Below are 13,920 nucleotides of genomic sequence, written 5' to 3' on the forward strand. Positions count from 1 at the left end.
GTAAGTCCTTATTTTTTATCCAAATTTTCATACAATGGCGCCAAGTCCATAATTGCCTGTGTAATAAAGTCTTCCATATTAACATCATGTTGCTGATCTCTAAAAATAAATTTCCCTATCAAAAACGTTGCATCTTTGAGATCTGATTTAAATTGTGTCTGAATATCGCTTTGCTTTAAATAATCATTTAATTTTGTATGCTTATCAAATTCAGAAGACATTTCGCCATTCCAAATATACCAGTCTTGCAAATCAATTTGCTTACTCCAACTAGGAATGTCAGCCAATAATTTATTATATTGTTCAGGAGCCATTCTTCTTTTTTCACTCTTATAATGCTGAAACATCAAATATACTTGCAATTGTTTCTTATCCAGCATTACGCCAATACAAGGATTAGCATCTGCTAAGTCTTGCAAACGATATGAAGCCCAGTAATGATCGCGCAAATTCCAACCATTAGTCCAGCTCTCTACATGAACTTTAGCAAATTCGCCCGCTGGCAATTTTTTTGCTACAACCTGATTAACAGCCTTCCAAGTTTGCCATACGCCTTTAAATTTGTCCTTTAATTCTGCTACTTCTGCTTCAGTGTGCTGCATTTTGATCTTCTTAAAAGAAAATTCTGGTTGATCAAAAATTTGAAACATTTCATCAGTTAATTGCGTCATATTTATCCCCTAATCCTAAAACGAAAAAATAATCTTTCGCCGATGCAAAAGATTATCTTCAAATTATTAAGCCCTCCATTCTCCGCCTTGACCGTATGAATGCTTACCTAATTCATTAATAATGACATGAATATGTTCCTTAGGAGCGCCTGTATTTTTATGAACGGCTTCAGTAACATCCTTCATTAAGTTAGTAATTTGTTCGTCAGAACGACCTTTAATTAATTCAATGTGTACAAATGGCATAATTCATCCTTCTTTCTTTTTTCCTTTAATTATACAAGTTTTTTCATCGTTTTGTTTCTAAAATTCTCCGATTAAAAAGCACCTCCGCCGCTGCCGCCACCTACACCGCCGGAGGAGCCACCGGAAAAGCCGCCACTGCCGCCAGATGAGGACGACGAACCATAAGATACACCTTCAGAAAAACTACTAGTAAAGTTTCTTTCAAAGCCATCACTACCCGTACTATAGAAAGAACTGCCAACGATGAAGCCAGTCGCATTCAATTCATCTTCAGAGAATTCAAGTCTTAATTGCTTTAAAACTTTTTTCGACAAACCAAAGGCAACCGCGTATGGCATAATATCTTCCCATAAAATCAGGTCACCGACATCTTTCATTTTAAATTTGCCAATGTCATCTAGCATCTTTTCAAATCCACGCACTTGATCAGTTTCAAGCGCGCCTTTTTTTGTATACAGACTAATCTTATTATTGCCGATAAAGAAAGCGATAAATTCAATGATAATTAGTAAAATTCCACCACCAACAACACTGGCTGTAGATGAACCAAGTTGGAATATTGCAATCGCCCAGGCAGCAATACTAATCATAATTCCTATGATAACTAGACTACGATAGTGACTTCTAACCATTTTTAATCCATGATCTAAAAATCCATCTTTTTCGGTCTGTTTATATCTTTTCTTGCACCAGCTATCGAATTTTTTGCCTAATTTTCTGGAAGTATAATTCCTTAATCCCTTGGTTGTAAAAGATTTTCCATCTCCTACCTGTTTAAAGAGAAAGTATAACAAATCATCATCTAAGATACTTTCATCTACAACAGAAATTCGATAATTGGTCTTCTTTAAGTGCTTTGTCTTAAACTCCTCAATTTTAATTTTCTTTTTACCAGCAAGTTGCATTAAATATGCTGTAAATGCCTTTGTATCTGGCCAGGCAGCATTATCTAAAACCTGGGCAGTTACTGGATCCACATTAGGAATTTCATAATTATGAGCAAGATCCCGCTCCTTTTTAGGTTTAAAACCTAATTTTTTACCAAAGAATCCCTTGATAATAACTGCTAACCCACTAATCAAAGAAACAAAGGCTAAGCCCCAACCAAAGTATGATTTTCTTTTTCTTCTTTCATTAGCTTCTTTGGCTAGTTGTGCCTCTTGCTTTTCAATCGCTGCTTTTTTATTCTGATCAACAAAATTTTTATTTGCTGCTGTGACAGCGGTAGGGAAAATCGCATGCACTTCGATTCCAACATCACCTGCTACGCCGTCTGCTTTCATAATGACTTTACCCTTTTGTGGCAAAACTTGAGTATAGCCATCTAACGAGCCATGAGCCCATGCTTTTAGCCCTTTTACCGGTTCAGGAAAAACAACTGTAGCTTGAGCATGATCAATGTCGGTATCCCAACCATTCCCAATAATTTTAAAATTTAATTCAGCAGTATCTTTATAATTAGTGATTAAATTTAAAATTTTATAAGAGTATTCAACTTTAATCCGGCTATCTTCCGAAATTCGATGAAAAACCTTAAACCTATAGGAATTATCTTCCTTGGTTAATTGATAAGTATTATTTTTCTCGTTATTTGTAGCAACCACCGGTTGATTATTTACCTTTACTTGAATATCCTTAATTTGCTGTTTTTGCGTTAAATTTTGTCGATAAAAAACGCCATGTGCATCGCTGTCAAAATCATAATATATCTTTCGATGGATCATAACTGAACCATCACGATTAACCTTAGCAGTAACATTCATATCAGTAATGTCATAATCAACATCAGCCTTTACAGGTTGAGTCCAAATTACAAAAATACTTATTAAACTAAGTATTCCTATTAAGTTTAGAAGTTTCTTTTTCATTATTTCCCTCCTTACTTTTTCCAATTTATTTGAAATAATCATATCTTACCAACACAAAAAAGCGCAAGCAAATTCTGATAAACGAATTCACTTGCGCTTCTATTTATTTTTTATTAATTAAAAGTTACCACACTTAACATACATGTTTTTACCAATACGGTAATAGCTCTTACCATTAATGTAGAATTTTGAACCATATGTCTTAATTGGAGTGCCTTTTCTTAATACACGCCAGCTAGCACGAGAATAACCATTATTCTTATAAACATAAGCATTATGCTTTAAGACACGAGAGTTACCTAAAACATTGCTTGCCATAATGTAACGGTCTGTGCCAACTCTAATAGCGGTCTTACCATTATCAAGCTTAGTTGCTCCACCATAATAATTAATATTGGTATACGCAGCATATGAACCACTTACACGTTCACCCTTCTCATTGTAAACGTATGACTTCTTCATAATGTAGCCAGTAGTTGTTGGTTCATTGTTAGCTGGTTTTGAACTAGCAGTAGGCTTACTTGGAGCTTGAGAAATAGCACCATTGTTTGAAGTTACATTTCCATCAATTGACAATGGAAGAACTGCAACATTACCGTCAACGTTTAGGCCACGCCAGTTATCAGTAAATTGCCAAATTGATACACCGTCCATTGATGGGAAGTAATTAAAGTTAGGATTATCAATTCTACCTGAAATAGCATATGAAGCTACCCATAATGAGTTAGGGTACTTAGCAAGTACGCTGCTGGTATCAATGTTGTTTTGCAAAACAGATGAACTTGCGTAAAGAAGTGGTTGGTAACCAGCTGCCTTAATTGTGTCCATGAATGCAATGATTGCGTTAGCAGTTGGCGTCTTACCACCATAAATGTTGTTGCCTTGGCCAGTTTCATAGTCACAAGCAATATATGAACCCTTTGGCAAACCAAATGCTTGCGCTGCCTTAACAGCATAGTTTGCTTCTGCTACGGCAGCACTTGAGTTAGAACTAAAAGTAGCAAAGTGGTATGCCATTGGCATCATGTTGTTAGAAATAGCTGTAGAAATTTGGCTTGAAGCCTTGGGATTACGATAAGAGGTTCCTTCACTTACCTTAACAATAGCAAATTGTGAACCTGCTTGAGCATGACTTGATAAGTCAGCATTTTGGTAACTGGCAACGTCCACACCAAGTGAACGTGCGGCAACAGATGTAGTTGATGCTTGAACAGTAATTTGTGGTCGATTAATTTTAGTTACTGCTACTCCTGCAGTTCCTAATACGGTTGCACATGCCAATTTAATAATTAATTTTTTGGTTGTAGTCAATCTTCTTTTCCTCCACTATGTGAAAAAATTCAAATTCACACTTGTTGATCTTCTTAATAATACGAAATCAAACTTAGAATAAGCTCGTTTGAGATTTTAGTCAATAGATTCGCTTTAGATGTAAGGTTAGCTTAATTTTTGTCATAATTTTGTATCATACAAAGCTAGTAGATTTACAGCCAAGTTTCTTCATAAATATTTTCTTTAAAACCGCAGGTCAAATGATCATCATCAACGACAAGTGGACGCTTAATCAACTTACCATCTTTAGACATCATCTCGGCAGCTTCTTCAATCGTCATATCAGGAATCTTATCCTTCAGTTTTTGCTGGCGGTAATGTTGACCAGATGTATTGAAAAAGTATCTCAAACCGCGATCTTGGTACTTATTCATCCACTTAATCAAGTCTTCTTTTTTAGGTGGCTCTTCAACTAAATCTTGGAATTCATATTTTACACCATGATCGTCTAACCATTTTTGAGCTTTCTTTGAAGTAGAACAACGTTTATAGCCATAAAATTTAATCATATTAATCCTTCTTCATATGTTCTCTAAAGAATTCAATTTCTTCATCATTAGCAATATCAGCTATTTCATCTTTTTGATTTACGAAAAAGACGTGGTGGCGAGGATGATCTTTATCGCCGTAGGATTTACAAATTGCATGTACACCGCGACCTAGCAAGAAACCGAACAAAGTAAATTGCATATCATGCAAGAAATCTTCATTAGAAGTAATTAAAAATGTTGGTAAGAAATTGGAATCAATGTATTTTTCAACGTCAAGTTGCTCGCGGTGCTTATTTACTGACTCTGGAGTAAAGTAAAGACTTTCAAGACCTTCAAGGCTTTCTGGCGTTAAAACGAATGAAGCAGCGCAGTTAAGCCCGACTGCTCTAAATTTTAAGTTAAGTGGCTTATATGGGAACAATTTAGCATAATCTGGATTAGTTAAAATCGTTACATATTGTTCAGCCATTTGACCACCGGCACTGTCGCCAACAATAAAGACATTATTTCTATCTAAACGATATTCTTCTGCATGGTCATCGACCCAGTGCATGTAGCGGTCGACATCGTCCAACTCATCAGGAAATTCAGCATTTTCTGGAGCAAGACGATAATTAGGGTTAACAAAGGCAAAACCACGTTTAGCTAAGCCCATACCATAATATTGATAGGTTTCTTTAGTACCATAAACCCAGCCACCACCGTGGATATTAATAATTACAGGGAAAGGCTTGTCAGCTTTTTTAGGTAGATAAACATCTAATGTATGCCACTTATCCGGACCGTAAGACAAATCATCAATTCGTTCAACTTCGGGAATATCATGAGGCAAGTCTTTATCACGTTCATCGTCGCTCTTCTTGCATCCCGCTCGATATTCTGCGACAAATTTTTCAAGTCTCTGTGAAAGTTCCATATTGCTTCTCTTTTCTATTATTATTGATCACAAATTCATTATACTTGCTTTGAAAACAAAAGAATAAATTTTTTCAAAAAAATCCTTGCATTTTAAATAGATATTCCCTATAATAGTTTATGTTCTGTTGAGGACATACAAACATACAGATGGTCTGGTAGCTCAGCTGGATAGAGCAACAGTCTTCTAAACTGTGGGTCGTGGGTTCGAATCTCACCCGGATCACCAAAGTAGCAACGCTTGTGGGCGTTGCTTTTTTGTTGCAAAAAATAGGCCAAAGAAAAATGCCGATAATCTTTGCTTTACGCATTGATTGTCGGCATTTTTTTATCTAGTTAAACAGATTTCATGATCAAAGATCTTCTGCATCTCATCATTAAAATTATGTGCGATAAACACAATCGTGGCATCGGTTTTAACTAATCGTTTCAAAATTCTCATTGTTGCAGTTTGGTCAATTGCACTTGTTCCTTCATCAATCAAGATTAGCTTACTATCATGAACCTTACTACGAGCTAAAACTATTTTTTGCCTTTGACCACCTGAAACGTTTAATTTATTCAAATCAATTTCTGTTTCAATTCCATCTGGAAACTTCGATACGTCACTAGCTAGCTGCACATCGTTAATTGCTCCAGAAACAAATTGTTCTAGTTTATCATTAAACATCGTAATATTCTCGGCAATCGTCGCTGGGAACAGCACTGGAGATTGTGGCAAATAACCAATTTCGGCTAAATCTGGCTTAACTACTTTCCCACTCTCATCAAAGTATTCAATTTCACCATGAGTGGCTTTTTCTTCGCCTAAAATCAACTTAAATAAAGTACTCTTACCAGAACCAGAGTCACCAGTAAGTAAGACCTTTTCACCAGCATTAACTTGAATATCAGGGAAAGCTACTTCTTCACCGTTCTTAAATTTGATAGCTAAACCTTTAGTTGAAAACGACACTGGCTGTTTCAAATCAACCGATTTTTCATCAATGATCTTTTTCCTGGCCTGTAAAATTTGCTTACGCAAATCCTTAGTCGCCTTCATTCGACCGCCATAATCAGCTATTCCTTGAAGCGAAGCAAACATTGCTGAACTAAAGTTACCAATGCTTGCAATTAAACCAAAAGCAGCCCAATTATTAACCACCAAAAATCCAGTTAACAGGAAAATCAATGCATCCCCAACTGAATAAGCCAATTGATTTAAATAGTCCAGTTTTTGATCTACCTTTTGTTTTTCAACGTTAGCATTTTCCAATTTACCTGAACTCTTAGCAATCACGTCAAACAACTTTTGTCCTGCTAAATATCTGCGCAGTTCTGAAAGACCAATGAGCCAATCACCCAATGTCTTCAGATACTTTTTATTTGCATCAGATACTAGACTGGTAACCTTCTGTAATTGCTTATCCATCAGTTTAGGCAAATAAATCTGCACTGCCGCAAAAATTAAACACGCAAGAAGTAAGCTCCATTGAAATGTAAACAGTGTAAGGGCTACGCTAAACACGCTAACGAGCATCCCTGCCACATAACGAAATGAGTTTAGATAATCATTGTGTAGCAACGTTAAATCATTAGTCATTCTGTTCTGCACGCTGCCCGCATGATGACTCTTACCATCTTCAAAATAATGATCCGTCAATTCTTGCCTAATCAAATGAAGATACCTTTGCACGTGCTTTTGCCAGATAATTCCCGCAACATTATAAAAAAGATAGACTAAAACGTAACAGACAATCTGCAAAACGGTCCAAAAGATGAACATCTGTAAGTTGCGATTACGTACTGCATTAAATTGCAGCGTTAAAAAGTAAGCTACCCCAATTTCACCTGCTGCACCGGCCATTTGAAGTAAAAGTGCAATGCTAAAACTCCACGGATTTAATTTGAACAATTCTTTCCAGCTCATTATTTACCCTCCAAGTGAATTTCACGATCAAACAACGCCCTTTGCTCTTCACTCAAGTTGTGTGCAATCATCAAAAGTGTTTCTTTGCCCTGCGTTAAATTACGTAAAATCTTCGTCGCACCCTTTTGATCAATCGCACTAGTTGCTTCATCTAAATATAAAATTGACTTTTCATGAACCATTGCCCGCATTAAGACGACTTTTTGTTGCTGTCCGCCTGAAAGCAAATTATGCTTTACTTCAATTTCAGTAGCTAATCCATCCTTTAGTTTTTCTTCATCATGAACAAAAGCATTTGCTTCAACTGCAGAATTAACACGATCGTTCAATTTTGAATTAAACATTGTGATATTCTCCAAAATTGATGCGTCAAACATCGTTAAATCCTGTGCTAGATAGCCTATTTGATTAAAATCTGGATGAATAAGCTCATCATTTTTATTCTTATAAATTACCTCACCACTGCTTAGCTTAATTTGTCCTAACAATACTTTTAATAAAGTAGACTTACCGGTACCGCTATCGCCTATAAGTAGAACTTTTTCACCACGGTTAATGACAAAATTAGGATAAGCAATCTTCTCACCATGCTCATATTTAACAGACAAATTCTTTACTTCAATTGAGGCAATTTCATCAATCGAATCATATTTCTTATCTGCTTCAATTTTTTGCAATTTGGCTAGCTGATCTCTCAAGGTTTTAGTTGATTTAAGCTGAATATACTTAGTTACACAACTATTTACACTGTAAAAGATCCCATTAGCAAAATAGCCAGCAGTTAGAATTGCACCTAAGCTCACTTGATGATTGAAAAATAAAATTCCAGCAATTACTGGTACACCAACACGCCCCATAACATCAAAAATGGCTGCAACCATCCCTACATAAATCATTGACTTATCACGTTGATATTCGCTTTGTTCAAGCTGATGACTTGATTCACCAATTTTCTTTTTCAAAATTGATTTATTTTTATATCTCCGAAGTTCTTCAAGTCCATTGAACCAATTTTCGATTAAATTCAAAAACTGTGCATTCTTGGAAGATACTTTTTCGGTTGCCTTATTTGTATATTTTTCTAATAACCTAGGCACTACAATTGCGAAAAACGAAATCACAAGACTATATGCCACCAATATCCAGTGAAAAGTGAATAAAGTTCCAATTGTAAAGACGATATAAATCAAATCACAGGCAAAGTAGAAATAAACATCATAGTAGCTTGTCTGAATCATCTGCAAATCATTACCCAGATGATTTTCCATATCAGCCACTTTTTCTGGTTTCCGATAATAATGTTTAACAATATTTTGACGCACCTGATGAAATAAATTCTGCGTCTGCTTAGTATTTTGAATATTTGCAACGTTAAAACTTGAATTGCAGATTTGACCAAACACAAATTGCACAGCAATTAATTCAATAAATAAGGCAAATTTTCTTTGTGAAATTGCATTAAGTTCTGGACTAGTCAAGTACGTATAAAAAGTAGTTGTAGCTTGTGTGAGCGTGATTAAAAACAATACTAAAAATGCACGCCTATAGTTTGTTTTAAGATAATCTTTTAGACCCATTATTTTTCCTCGTTATTACTTTTACAACAAATTGACGAACTGTTTTACATCCCTAAACTGATTTATCGCAAAGAAAAAGCACTGTCATTCGCATTCGAATTAACAGTGCAACAAATAAAGGTCGATTTTATAAAGAACCGCCTTAGATTCGCCTACTGCTAATACTGATTGCAAAAAATGGGTACACTAAATAAAGTGTCACTAGTTCATTTTCTAATTAACAAATCAAGTATTAGAGATTCAATAAGCGAATCATAAAGCAATTATCCTCTTTTTCTATAAGTTAATTAAACTATATCATCTATTTTTAATTTTGCAAGATAATTTTTATTTATTTTCATCCAAGTACTTTTGCAATACTCTAAACACACCATTTTCGGTATTGGCCGGTGCAATAAACTTGGCATGTTTCTTAACCTTGTCCATACCGTTAGCCATAGCGTAAGAATACTTGGCAAAATCAAGCATTGGGATATCGTTGCCGCCATCACCAAAGGCGATCAAATCATTGCCGGTCATGCCCATCTTGGCAAGCAAACGTTCAAGACCACTACCCTTACTTACGCCCTTAACATTAACGTCAATTGCAAAAGTAGCTGAAGCAAAAGCCGAAATCTTATTTTCGTGATTCTTGTTAAACGCTTCTTCAACATCAGCTGCATGCTTACTGTCCATGCCAAAAGTAATTTGATAAATATCATCTTCTGGCAAATCATTCCAGTCATCAATCACATCACTATTACCAGCAAAATATGCCAGGAAGTCACGTTCATCCTTGTTAATTTCACTGTGTAAGTATGCAATATCCTTTTGAAAGACCATAGTTGCCATCTTGCCGTATTTAGCTTGAACGTCATCGAGCAGTTCTAAAACGTCTGCTCTATTCATTGGGTAACTTGCGGCATCCTTACCCTTGATAATCAAACGTGAACCATTCAAGGTTACAAAATCCATTCTATCGGCAAAGCCCTTGAAGTCTTGCTTTAAACGGACATAAGGTCTACCTGAAGCTACGATAAAGTGAGCTCCACGCTTTTCAAATTCAGTTAAAAGTTGATCGAATTGTTCATGATCAAATTGCTTACGATCATCCAAAAAGGTACCATCCATGTCAACTGCGACTGCTTTAAATGGTAATGTCATTCTCTTCACCTCAAAAAATTTTTTCAACAGGTTTTATCTTATCATCTAAAGCCGCTCTCATGGCAAATATTTTATCTAATTTTCAACTGCATCCTCCTGCTCCTACGCCAAATTAGTACATTCATCGCAATCAAGATCACTGTGGTAATGACAAAGATCACATTATCATTCCAAAATTCCATCCAACCATACTTAGTAAGCGAACTTGGCGTAACTAGTTCAAGCACAAAGGCATAAATATAAGACACACCAAAAATGCCTGCAATCACACAATTAATTCCTGCTAAAAAGTACACCAAATATGCGCCAATTTTTGCTCGATCTTTGAGTAAATGAATGCCCATGAACATCAACACAAACGAAATGCAAAATGGCAAAACGTAAAATAGCCAAAAGCCCATATCTATCCCTCCATTTTTTGAGATTATTATGTCCAAGATTTTTAAAATTTTGGTAAAACCGTAATTAAGATTTCCCAAAAGGTGTCATCTTTTCTATACATTTTTTATTCAACTATAATTAGGAATAAAGGGAAAAGAAGGCGATTAACTTGTACTAATGAAAGATAGCATTATTAATATAGATGTAGATTGAAGGCATTTTTATGAAACCAGAAAATTTAAAAAAGCTCCTGCACCAAAACAGGCATAAGCTGTTGAAGAATCACTTTAAAGAAGATCAATTAAATATTAGCTATGTAAAAATAAATGATTTAAAAACAGCAAATAAGGCATCGGCCTTTAATATCAAACGCAATAAAGTCATCGATGAGCAGTTAAATAAATATATGCATCCCAACTCCATCCACATTCGCTTAAAGCCCTACTTTGACTCTGGCACTTGGATCAAATGGATCGGCGTCTTGGGGGATGTAACTTTGCCGAATAAAACCAATCTCAACGGTTCATTATTAATTGACAAAATTTCTTGTTACTCAGATAAAGTCGAAATCCTCGATTACCATGCTTGGCTCAATATCGAAAATATTAAATACATTGAACATCATAACCAGCAGCTAGCAATCGGCGACTATATCGAAGGTATCAGTCAAGTTAAGCAATATGGTCAAGGTAAATATGGCTTGGCTGCTACCTATATTAAAAAAGCTGGCATGTTTATCGGCACCAATAGAGCCGAAACATTGGTCAGCACCTATGATAGACAAGATTCTTGGGTGGTTGAATTAAGCAACAATAATCTGACGAAGAAGAATTATAGTGAAAACTTTATAAATAAAGATCTCGCTGAATTTGCTTCAATAGGTGCGCATGTCGATGCTAAGTTCCAACCAAGTCGGTATGAAAAGTTCCAGCAGCGTCTGCAAAATCTGCAACAAGGCGAATCTGACGATGTTTTGCCACTAATTGACAAAAATAAGCAAAAATACACTGCTACGGTTGTTCGTAGCCGTGCAGTAAAGATTCCAAACATCGCCCACAAGATGCCGCAATTAGAGATTAAAGACGTCACGGTCATTGATAGCGGTCGCTTGGTCTTTGCTAGATATTCCTTGCCTTATGTGGGCGACATTAAGAAGCTAGGTGAATTGCGCACTGATGATCAAATCAGCTTCTATAGCGAAGCTGCACCAAATAGTAGCAATTCGTTCAATATGGTGACCAACTTTGAATTGCTTACAAGGCATGATTTTATCCCGCTTCCATCTAATCCAAATGCCTTTTTGGGCTACATTATGTGGCGCCACCCAGAAGAAGGCGAATCGACTTACATCGCCAACTACCAAAACTGGGCTTTGGCTAAGCAGATCCATACTGAAGAGATCGATCATGAGATCGATTCAATTCGCCCTACTTCCAATTTAACTGAGCTTGAATTAGCCAACAATTTAAGTATCGATCAAAAATTGGTTGCCAACGCAAGAAGGCAAGGCTTGATCAAACCGGTTACCAGCAATGGATTAACCAGACGATACGATAGTGATGCTTGGAATCTGCTTAGACAAGTTATCGGTGCTCAAGATAGTACGACAATTGAGCAGTTAAAGCAGATTTATCCAATTTATACCACGGATGATATCGTGAAAAAGACTGGCGTGGATCGTAGCGAAGTCGACACTCGGATCCGTCAAGAAGAATTTTTCCCACTAAACGGACTGCATTGTTCGATCAATATTTATGGTCCAAAGGTGTTTGATCTGTTTAAAGCACGTAAAACTGTGCAAGATCTTTTACCAAATAAGACTGGTGTGGTCACTAAGCGTGAAATTCCGGTTAATAAGTCGCTGCATGAAGTAATTGAAAAAGCTGAAGCTGAAAATAAAGAAAAGCAAAAAGCTGAAGTAACTGAACCTAAGAAGCCAGCGATCAAGTTCATCAAGAGAGCTGAGCCAAAGCCACAAATTACGCAACCTCAACCTAAAGTTGAAAAATCTACTCCAGCAGCTACAAGCTCTATCATTATTATTTCTACCTTTGCCGATGAAAAATATGACTATGTTGCAGCTGATGCCAATAAGGCAATCGCTGAAATCATGGCGGCTGCTGAAAAAACGATGGTTAACAAGATGCTGCAAGTTAAAGACCACACTACAGGTCAGCCTGCAATCATCTCTGTCAAGGCCATCATGAAGATGGAATGTAAGCGTTAAAAACCGAAGTATCTTAAAACCCCACCTTGGCTTGTGATAAGATGGGGTTAATTATATTCAAAATTTATATGCAGCTTGCCTACACTTGGTTTGTCTGTCAGAGTTGATTCATTGGGTAATTTATAGAGCAAATATTTTAGATATTTTTCTGGATCTAAATCATTGCGTTTTGCAGTTTCAATCAAACTAAGAATGATAGCTGAAGATTTGGCTCCGTTAAAACTCTGAGAGAATAACCAGTTCTTGCGCCCAATTACTAGCGTCTTGATTGCCCGTTCAGCGGGTTGGTAACCTGCTTGAGGTCATCCAGCAGCCGATTGAAGCCTACCCTATCGTTGGAGATGGCATAGTCATTAACTTTTTGGCCATTAACCATAATGCATACGTTAGACTTTCGGCTGCTAACGTCAATACCGAAAACAGTTTTCAATAAATCCATAAGAATAAACCTCCGCTTTACTTGGAGATGAGCTGCCTTCACCCAATTCAATCAGATCTAACTTTTCTACTTTAATTCAAGTATTATCAACGTTTAATTTAGACATTTTCTTAAAAATAATGGTGCGAATAAAGCTGAAAAGGTAGTACTCACAGACTTTGATATGCCAATTGGAAGCCGTCTTGTGATCAAGCGGAAGGCCCATGCGCCGCAAGTCCTTTTCTTGTCGGTAGGCAGGAGCCTTGATAATCTTGTCAGCCGGTGCTTCATCACTGCAGTGCTGGCACTTGTAAGAGTGCTGGATGTGGTCGATTCTCTTGACCTTGGCTGGAACGTACAGCAGCTCTTGTCTAGCGCAGAAGACGCCGATCTCTTTCAGCTCGTGGCGGCAGTCCGGGCAGGTAAAGTCATCCAATCGGTAATGAACCTGCTCGCCTGGAAGAGAAGCTAAAATGTCCTGCTTTCTGCCGACCTGCTTGCGCCTCTTATAAGTAATAATTTCGGTAATGCGAGGGCAAGTCCTCGTCATCTTCACCGTCAGCCTAACTTGTTCAGTGAGAAGGGCAACCTGCTTGAGCAACTCTTCGTTAGTTGCTTTGAGCGTTTCGATTAAAGCTGAAGTATCTTTGTCGGTCATGGTTGTTGTCCCTCCTTGATTCGTAGGCATAAAAATGGCTCTATGATAAATCCTGTTGATAGATTTCTATGATATTCTATCAAT

Annotated in this window: 12 protein-coding genes, 1 tRNA gene and 2 pseudogenes; 2 read left to right on the forward strand and 13 right to left on the reverse strand. The window is 36.8% G+C overall.

The window, feature by feature from the left end; all coding sequences use genetic code 11:
• Positions 1-8: 8 nt before the first annotated feature.
• The 6 genes from FC37_RS03210 to FC37_RS03235 form a co-directional block, all read right to left on the reverse strand.
• A complete protein-coding gene (locus FC37_RS03210; protein WP_025005861.1) occupies positions 9-671 on the reverse strand; it encodes an HI_0552 family protein in 663 nt (220 codons plus the stop codon).
• A 66-nt stretch (positions 672-737) separates the two neighbouring features.
• Positions 738-917: a 2-hydroxymuconate tautomerase gene (locus FC37_RS03215; protein ID WP_003547962.1), complete on the reverse strand. Its 180-nt coding sequence runs from the start codon at positions 915-917 to the stop codon at positions 738-740.
• 71 nt (positions 918-988) lie between these two features.
• Positions 989-2,785 (reverse strand): DUF2207 domain-containing protein, encoded by a 1,797-nt coding sequence (locus FC37_RS03220; protein ID WP_056945480.1) that lies wholly within the window; start codon positions 2,783-2,785, stop codon positions 989-991.
• A gap of 117 nt (positions 2,786-2,902) precedes the next feature.
• Positions 2,903-4,096, reverse strand: a complete 1,194-nt coding sequence (locus FC37_RS03225) for a GH25 family lysozyme (protein WP_056945481.1) — start codon at positions 4,094-4,096, stop codon at positions 2,903-2,905.
• A 173-nt stretch (positions 4,097-4,269) separates the two neighbouring features.
• A complete protein-coding gene (locus tag FC37_RS03230) occupies positions 4,270-4,626 on the reverse strand; it encodes an arsenate reductase family protein (protein ID WP_025005862.1) in 357 nt (118 codons plus the stop codon).
• A gap of 1 nt (position 4,627) precedes the next feature.
• Positions 4,628-5,524 carry an alpha/beta hydrolase gene (locus FC37_RS03235; RefSeq protein WP_025005863.1) on the reverse strand — a complete coding sequence of 299 codons (897 nt, stop codon included), beginning with the start codon at positions 5,522-5,524 and terminating at the stop codon, positions 4,628-4,630.
• 151 nt (positions 5,525-5,675) lie between these two features.
• Between FC37_RS03235 and FC37_RS03240 the strand changes: the two genes are divergently transcribed.
• A tRNA-Arg gene (locus FC37_RS03240) sits at positions 5,676-5,752 on the forward strand.
• A gap of 99 nt (positions 5,753-5,851) precedes the next feature.
• Here FC37_RS03240 and FC37_RS03245 read toward each other — a convergent pair.
• The 4 genes from FC37_RS03245 to FC37_RS03260 form a co-directional block, all read right to left on the reverse strand.
• Entirely contained in the window at positions 5,852-7,432 is a 1,581-nt protein-coding gene (locus FC37_RS03245; RefSeq protein ID WP_025005864.1) for an ATP-binding cassette domain-containing protein, read from the reverse strand.
• Positions 7,432-9,009, reverse strand: a complete 1,578-nt coding sequence (locus tag FC37_RS03250; protein ID WP_025005865.1) for an ATP-binding cassette domain-containing protein — start codon at positions 9,007-9,009, stop codon at positions 7,432-7,434. Before FC37_RS03250 ends, FC37_RS03245 begins: the two co-directional genes overlap by 1 nt.
• Before the next feature lie 327 nt (positions 9,010-9,336).
• Positions 9,337-10,152, reverse strand: a complete 816-nt coding sequence (locus FC37_RS03255; protein ID WP_025005866.1) for a Cof-type HAD-IIB family hydrolase — start codon at positions 10,150-10,152, stop codon at positions 9,337-9,339.
• A gap of 71 nt (positions 10,153-10,223) precedes the next feature.
• Positions 10,224-10,553: a hypothetical protein gene (locus FC37_RS03260; protein WP_025005867.1), complete on the reverse strand. Its 330-nt coding sequence runs from the start codon at positions 10,551-10,553 to the stop codon at positions 10,224-10,226.
• 203 nt (positions 10,554-10,756) lie between these two features.
• Between FC37_RS03260 and FC37_RS03265 the strand changes: the two genes are divergently transcribed.
• On the forward strand, positions 10,757-12,760 hold the full coding sequence (locus tag FC37_RS03265) for a hypothetical protein (protein WP_025005868.1): 2,004 nt from the start codon (positions 10,757-10,759) through the stop codon (positions 12,758-12,760).
• A gap of 47 nt (positions 12,761-12,807) precedes the next feature.
• Here FC37_RS03265 and FC37_RS10955 read toward each other — a convergent pair.
• The 3 genes and pseudogenes from FC37_RS10955 to FC37_RS03275 form a co-directional block, all read right to left on the reverse strand.
• Positions 12,808-13,041 (reverse strand): annotated as a pseudogene (locus FC37_RS10955) (transposase domain-containing protein); the annotation flags it as partial.
• Positions 13,041-13,199, reverse strand: a pseudogene (locus FC37_RS03270) (IS110 family transposase); the annotation flags it as partial. The pseudogenes FC37_RS03270 and FC37_RS10955, both read right to left, overlap by 1 nt.
• Positions 13,200-13,275: 76 nt before the next feature.
• Positions 13,276-13,836 carry an IS66 family transposase zinc-finger binding domain-containing protein gene (locus tag FC37_RS03275; RefSeq protein WP_051518997.1) on the reverse strand — a complete coding sequence of 187 codons (561 nt, stop codon included), beginning with the start codon at positions 13,834-13,836 and terminating at the stop codon, positions 13,276-13,278.
• Between the last annotated feature and the right edge of the window lie 84 nt (positions 13,837-13,920).

Origin of the sequence: Lactobacillus gallinarum DSM 10532 = JCM 2011, from assembly GCF_001434975.1 — a bacterium.
GTDB lineage: Bacteria > Bacillota > Bacilli > Lactobacillales > Lactobacillaceae > Lactobacillus > Lactobacillus gallinarum.

Bases quoted from the DNA above. Each gene is read 5' to 3' on its own strand.
- FC37_RS03210 (WP_025005861.1), bottom strand. From the start codon at position 671: ATGACGCAATTAACTGATGAAATGTTTCAAATTTTTGATCAACCAGAA.
- FC37_RS03215 (WP_003547962.1), bottom strand. From the start codon at position 917: ATGCCATTTGTACACATTGAATTAATTAAAGGTCGTTCTGACGAACAA.
- FC37_RS03220 (WP_056945480.1), bottom strand. From the start codon at position 2,785: ATGAAAAAGAAACTTCTAAACTTAATAGGAATACTTAGTTTAATAAGT.
- FC37_RS03230 (WP_025005862.1), bottom strand. From the start codon at position 4,626: ATGATTAAATTTTATGGCTATAAACGTTGTTCTACTTCAAAGAAAGCT.
- FC37_RS03235 (WP_025005863.1), bottom strand. From the start codon at position 5,524: ATGGAACTTTCACAGAGACTTGAAAAATTTGTCGCAGAATATCGAGCG.
- FC37_RS03245 (WP_025005864.1), bottom strand. From the start codon at position 7,432: ATGAGCTGGAAAGAATTGTTCAAATTAAATCCGTGGAGTTTTAGCATT.
- FC37_RS03250 (WP_025005865.1), bottom strand. From the start codon at position 9,009: ATGGGTCTAAAAGATTATCTTAAAACAAACTATAGGCGTGCATTTTTA.
- FC37_RS03255 (WP_025005866.1), bottom strand. From the start codon at position 10,152: ATGACATTACCATTTAAAGCAGTCGCAGTTGACATGGATGGTACCTTT.
- FC37_RS03260 (WP_025005867.1), bottom strand. From the start codon at position 10,553: ATGGGCTTTTGGCTATTTTACGTTTTGCCATTTTGCATTTCGTTTGTG.
- FC37_RS03265 (WP_025005868.1), top strand. From the start codon at position 10,757: ATGAAACCAGAAAATTTAAAAAAGCTCCTGCACCAAAACAGGCATAAG.
- FC37_RS03275 (WP_051518997.1), bottom strand. From the start codon at position 13,836: ATGACCGACAAAGATACTTCAGCTTTAATCGAAACGCTCAAAGCAACT.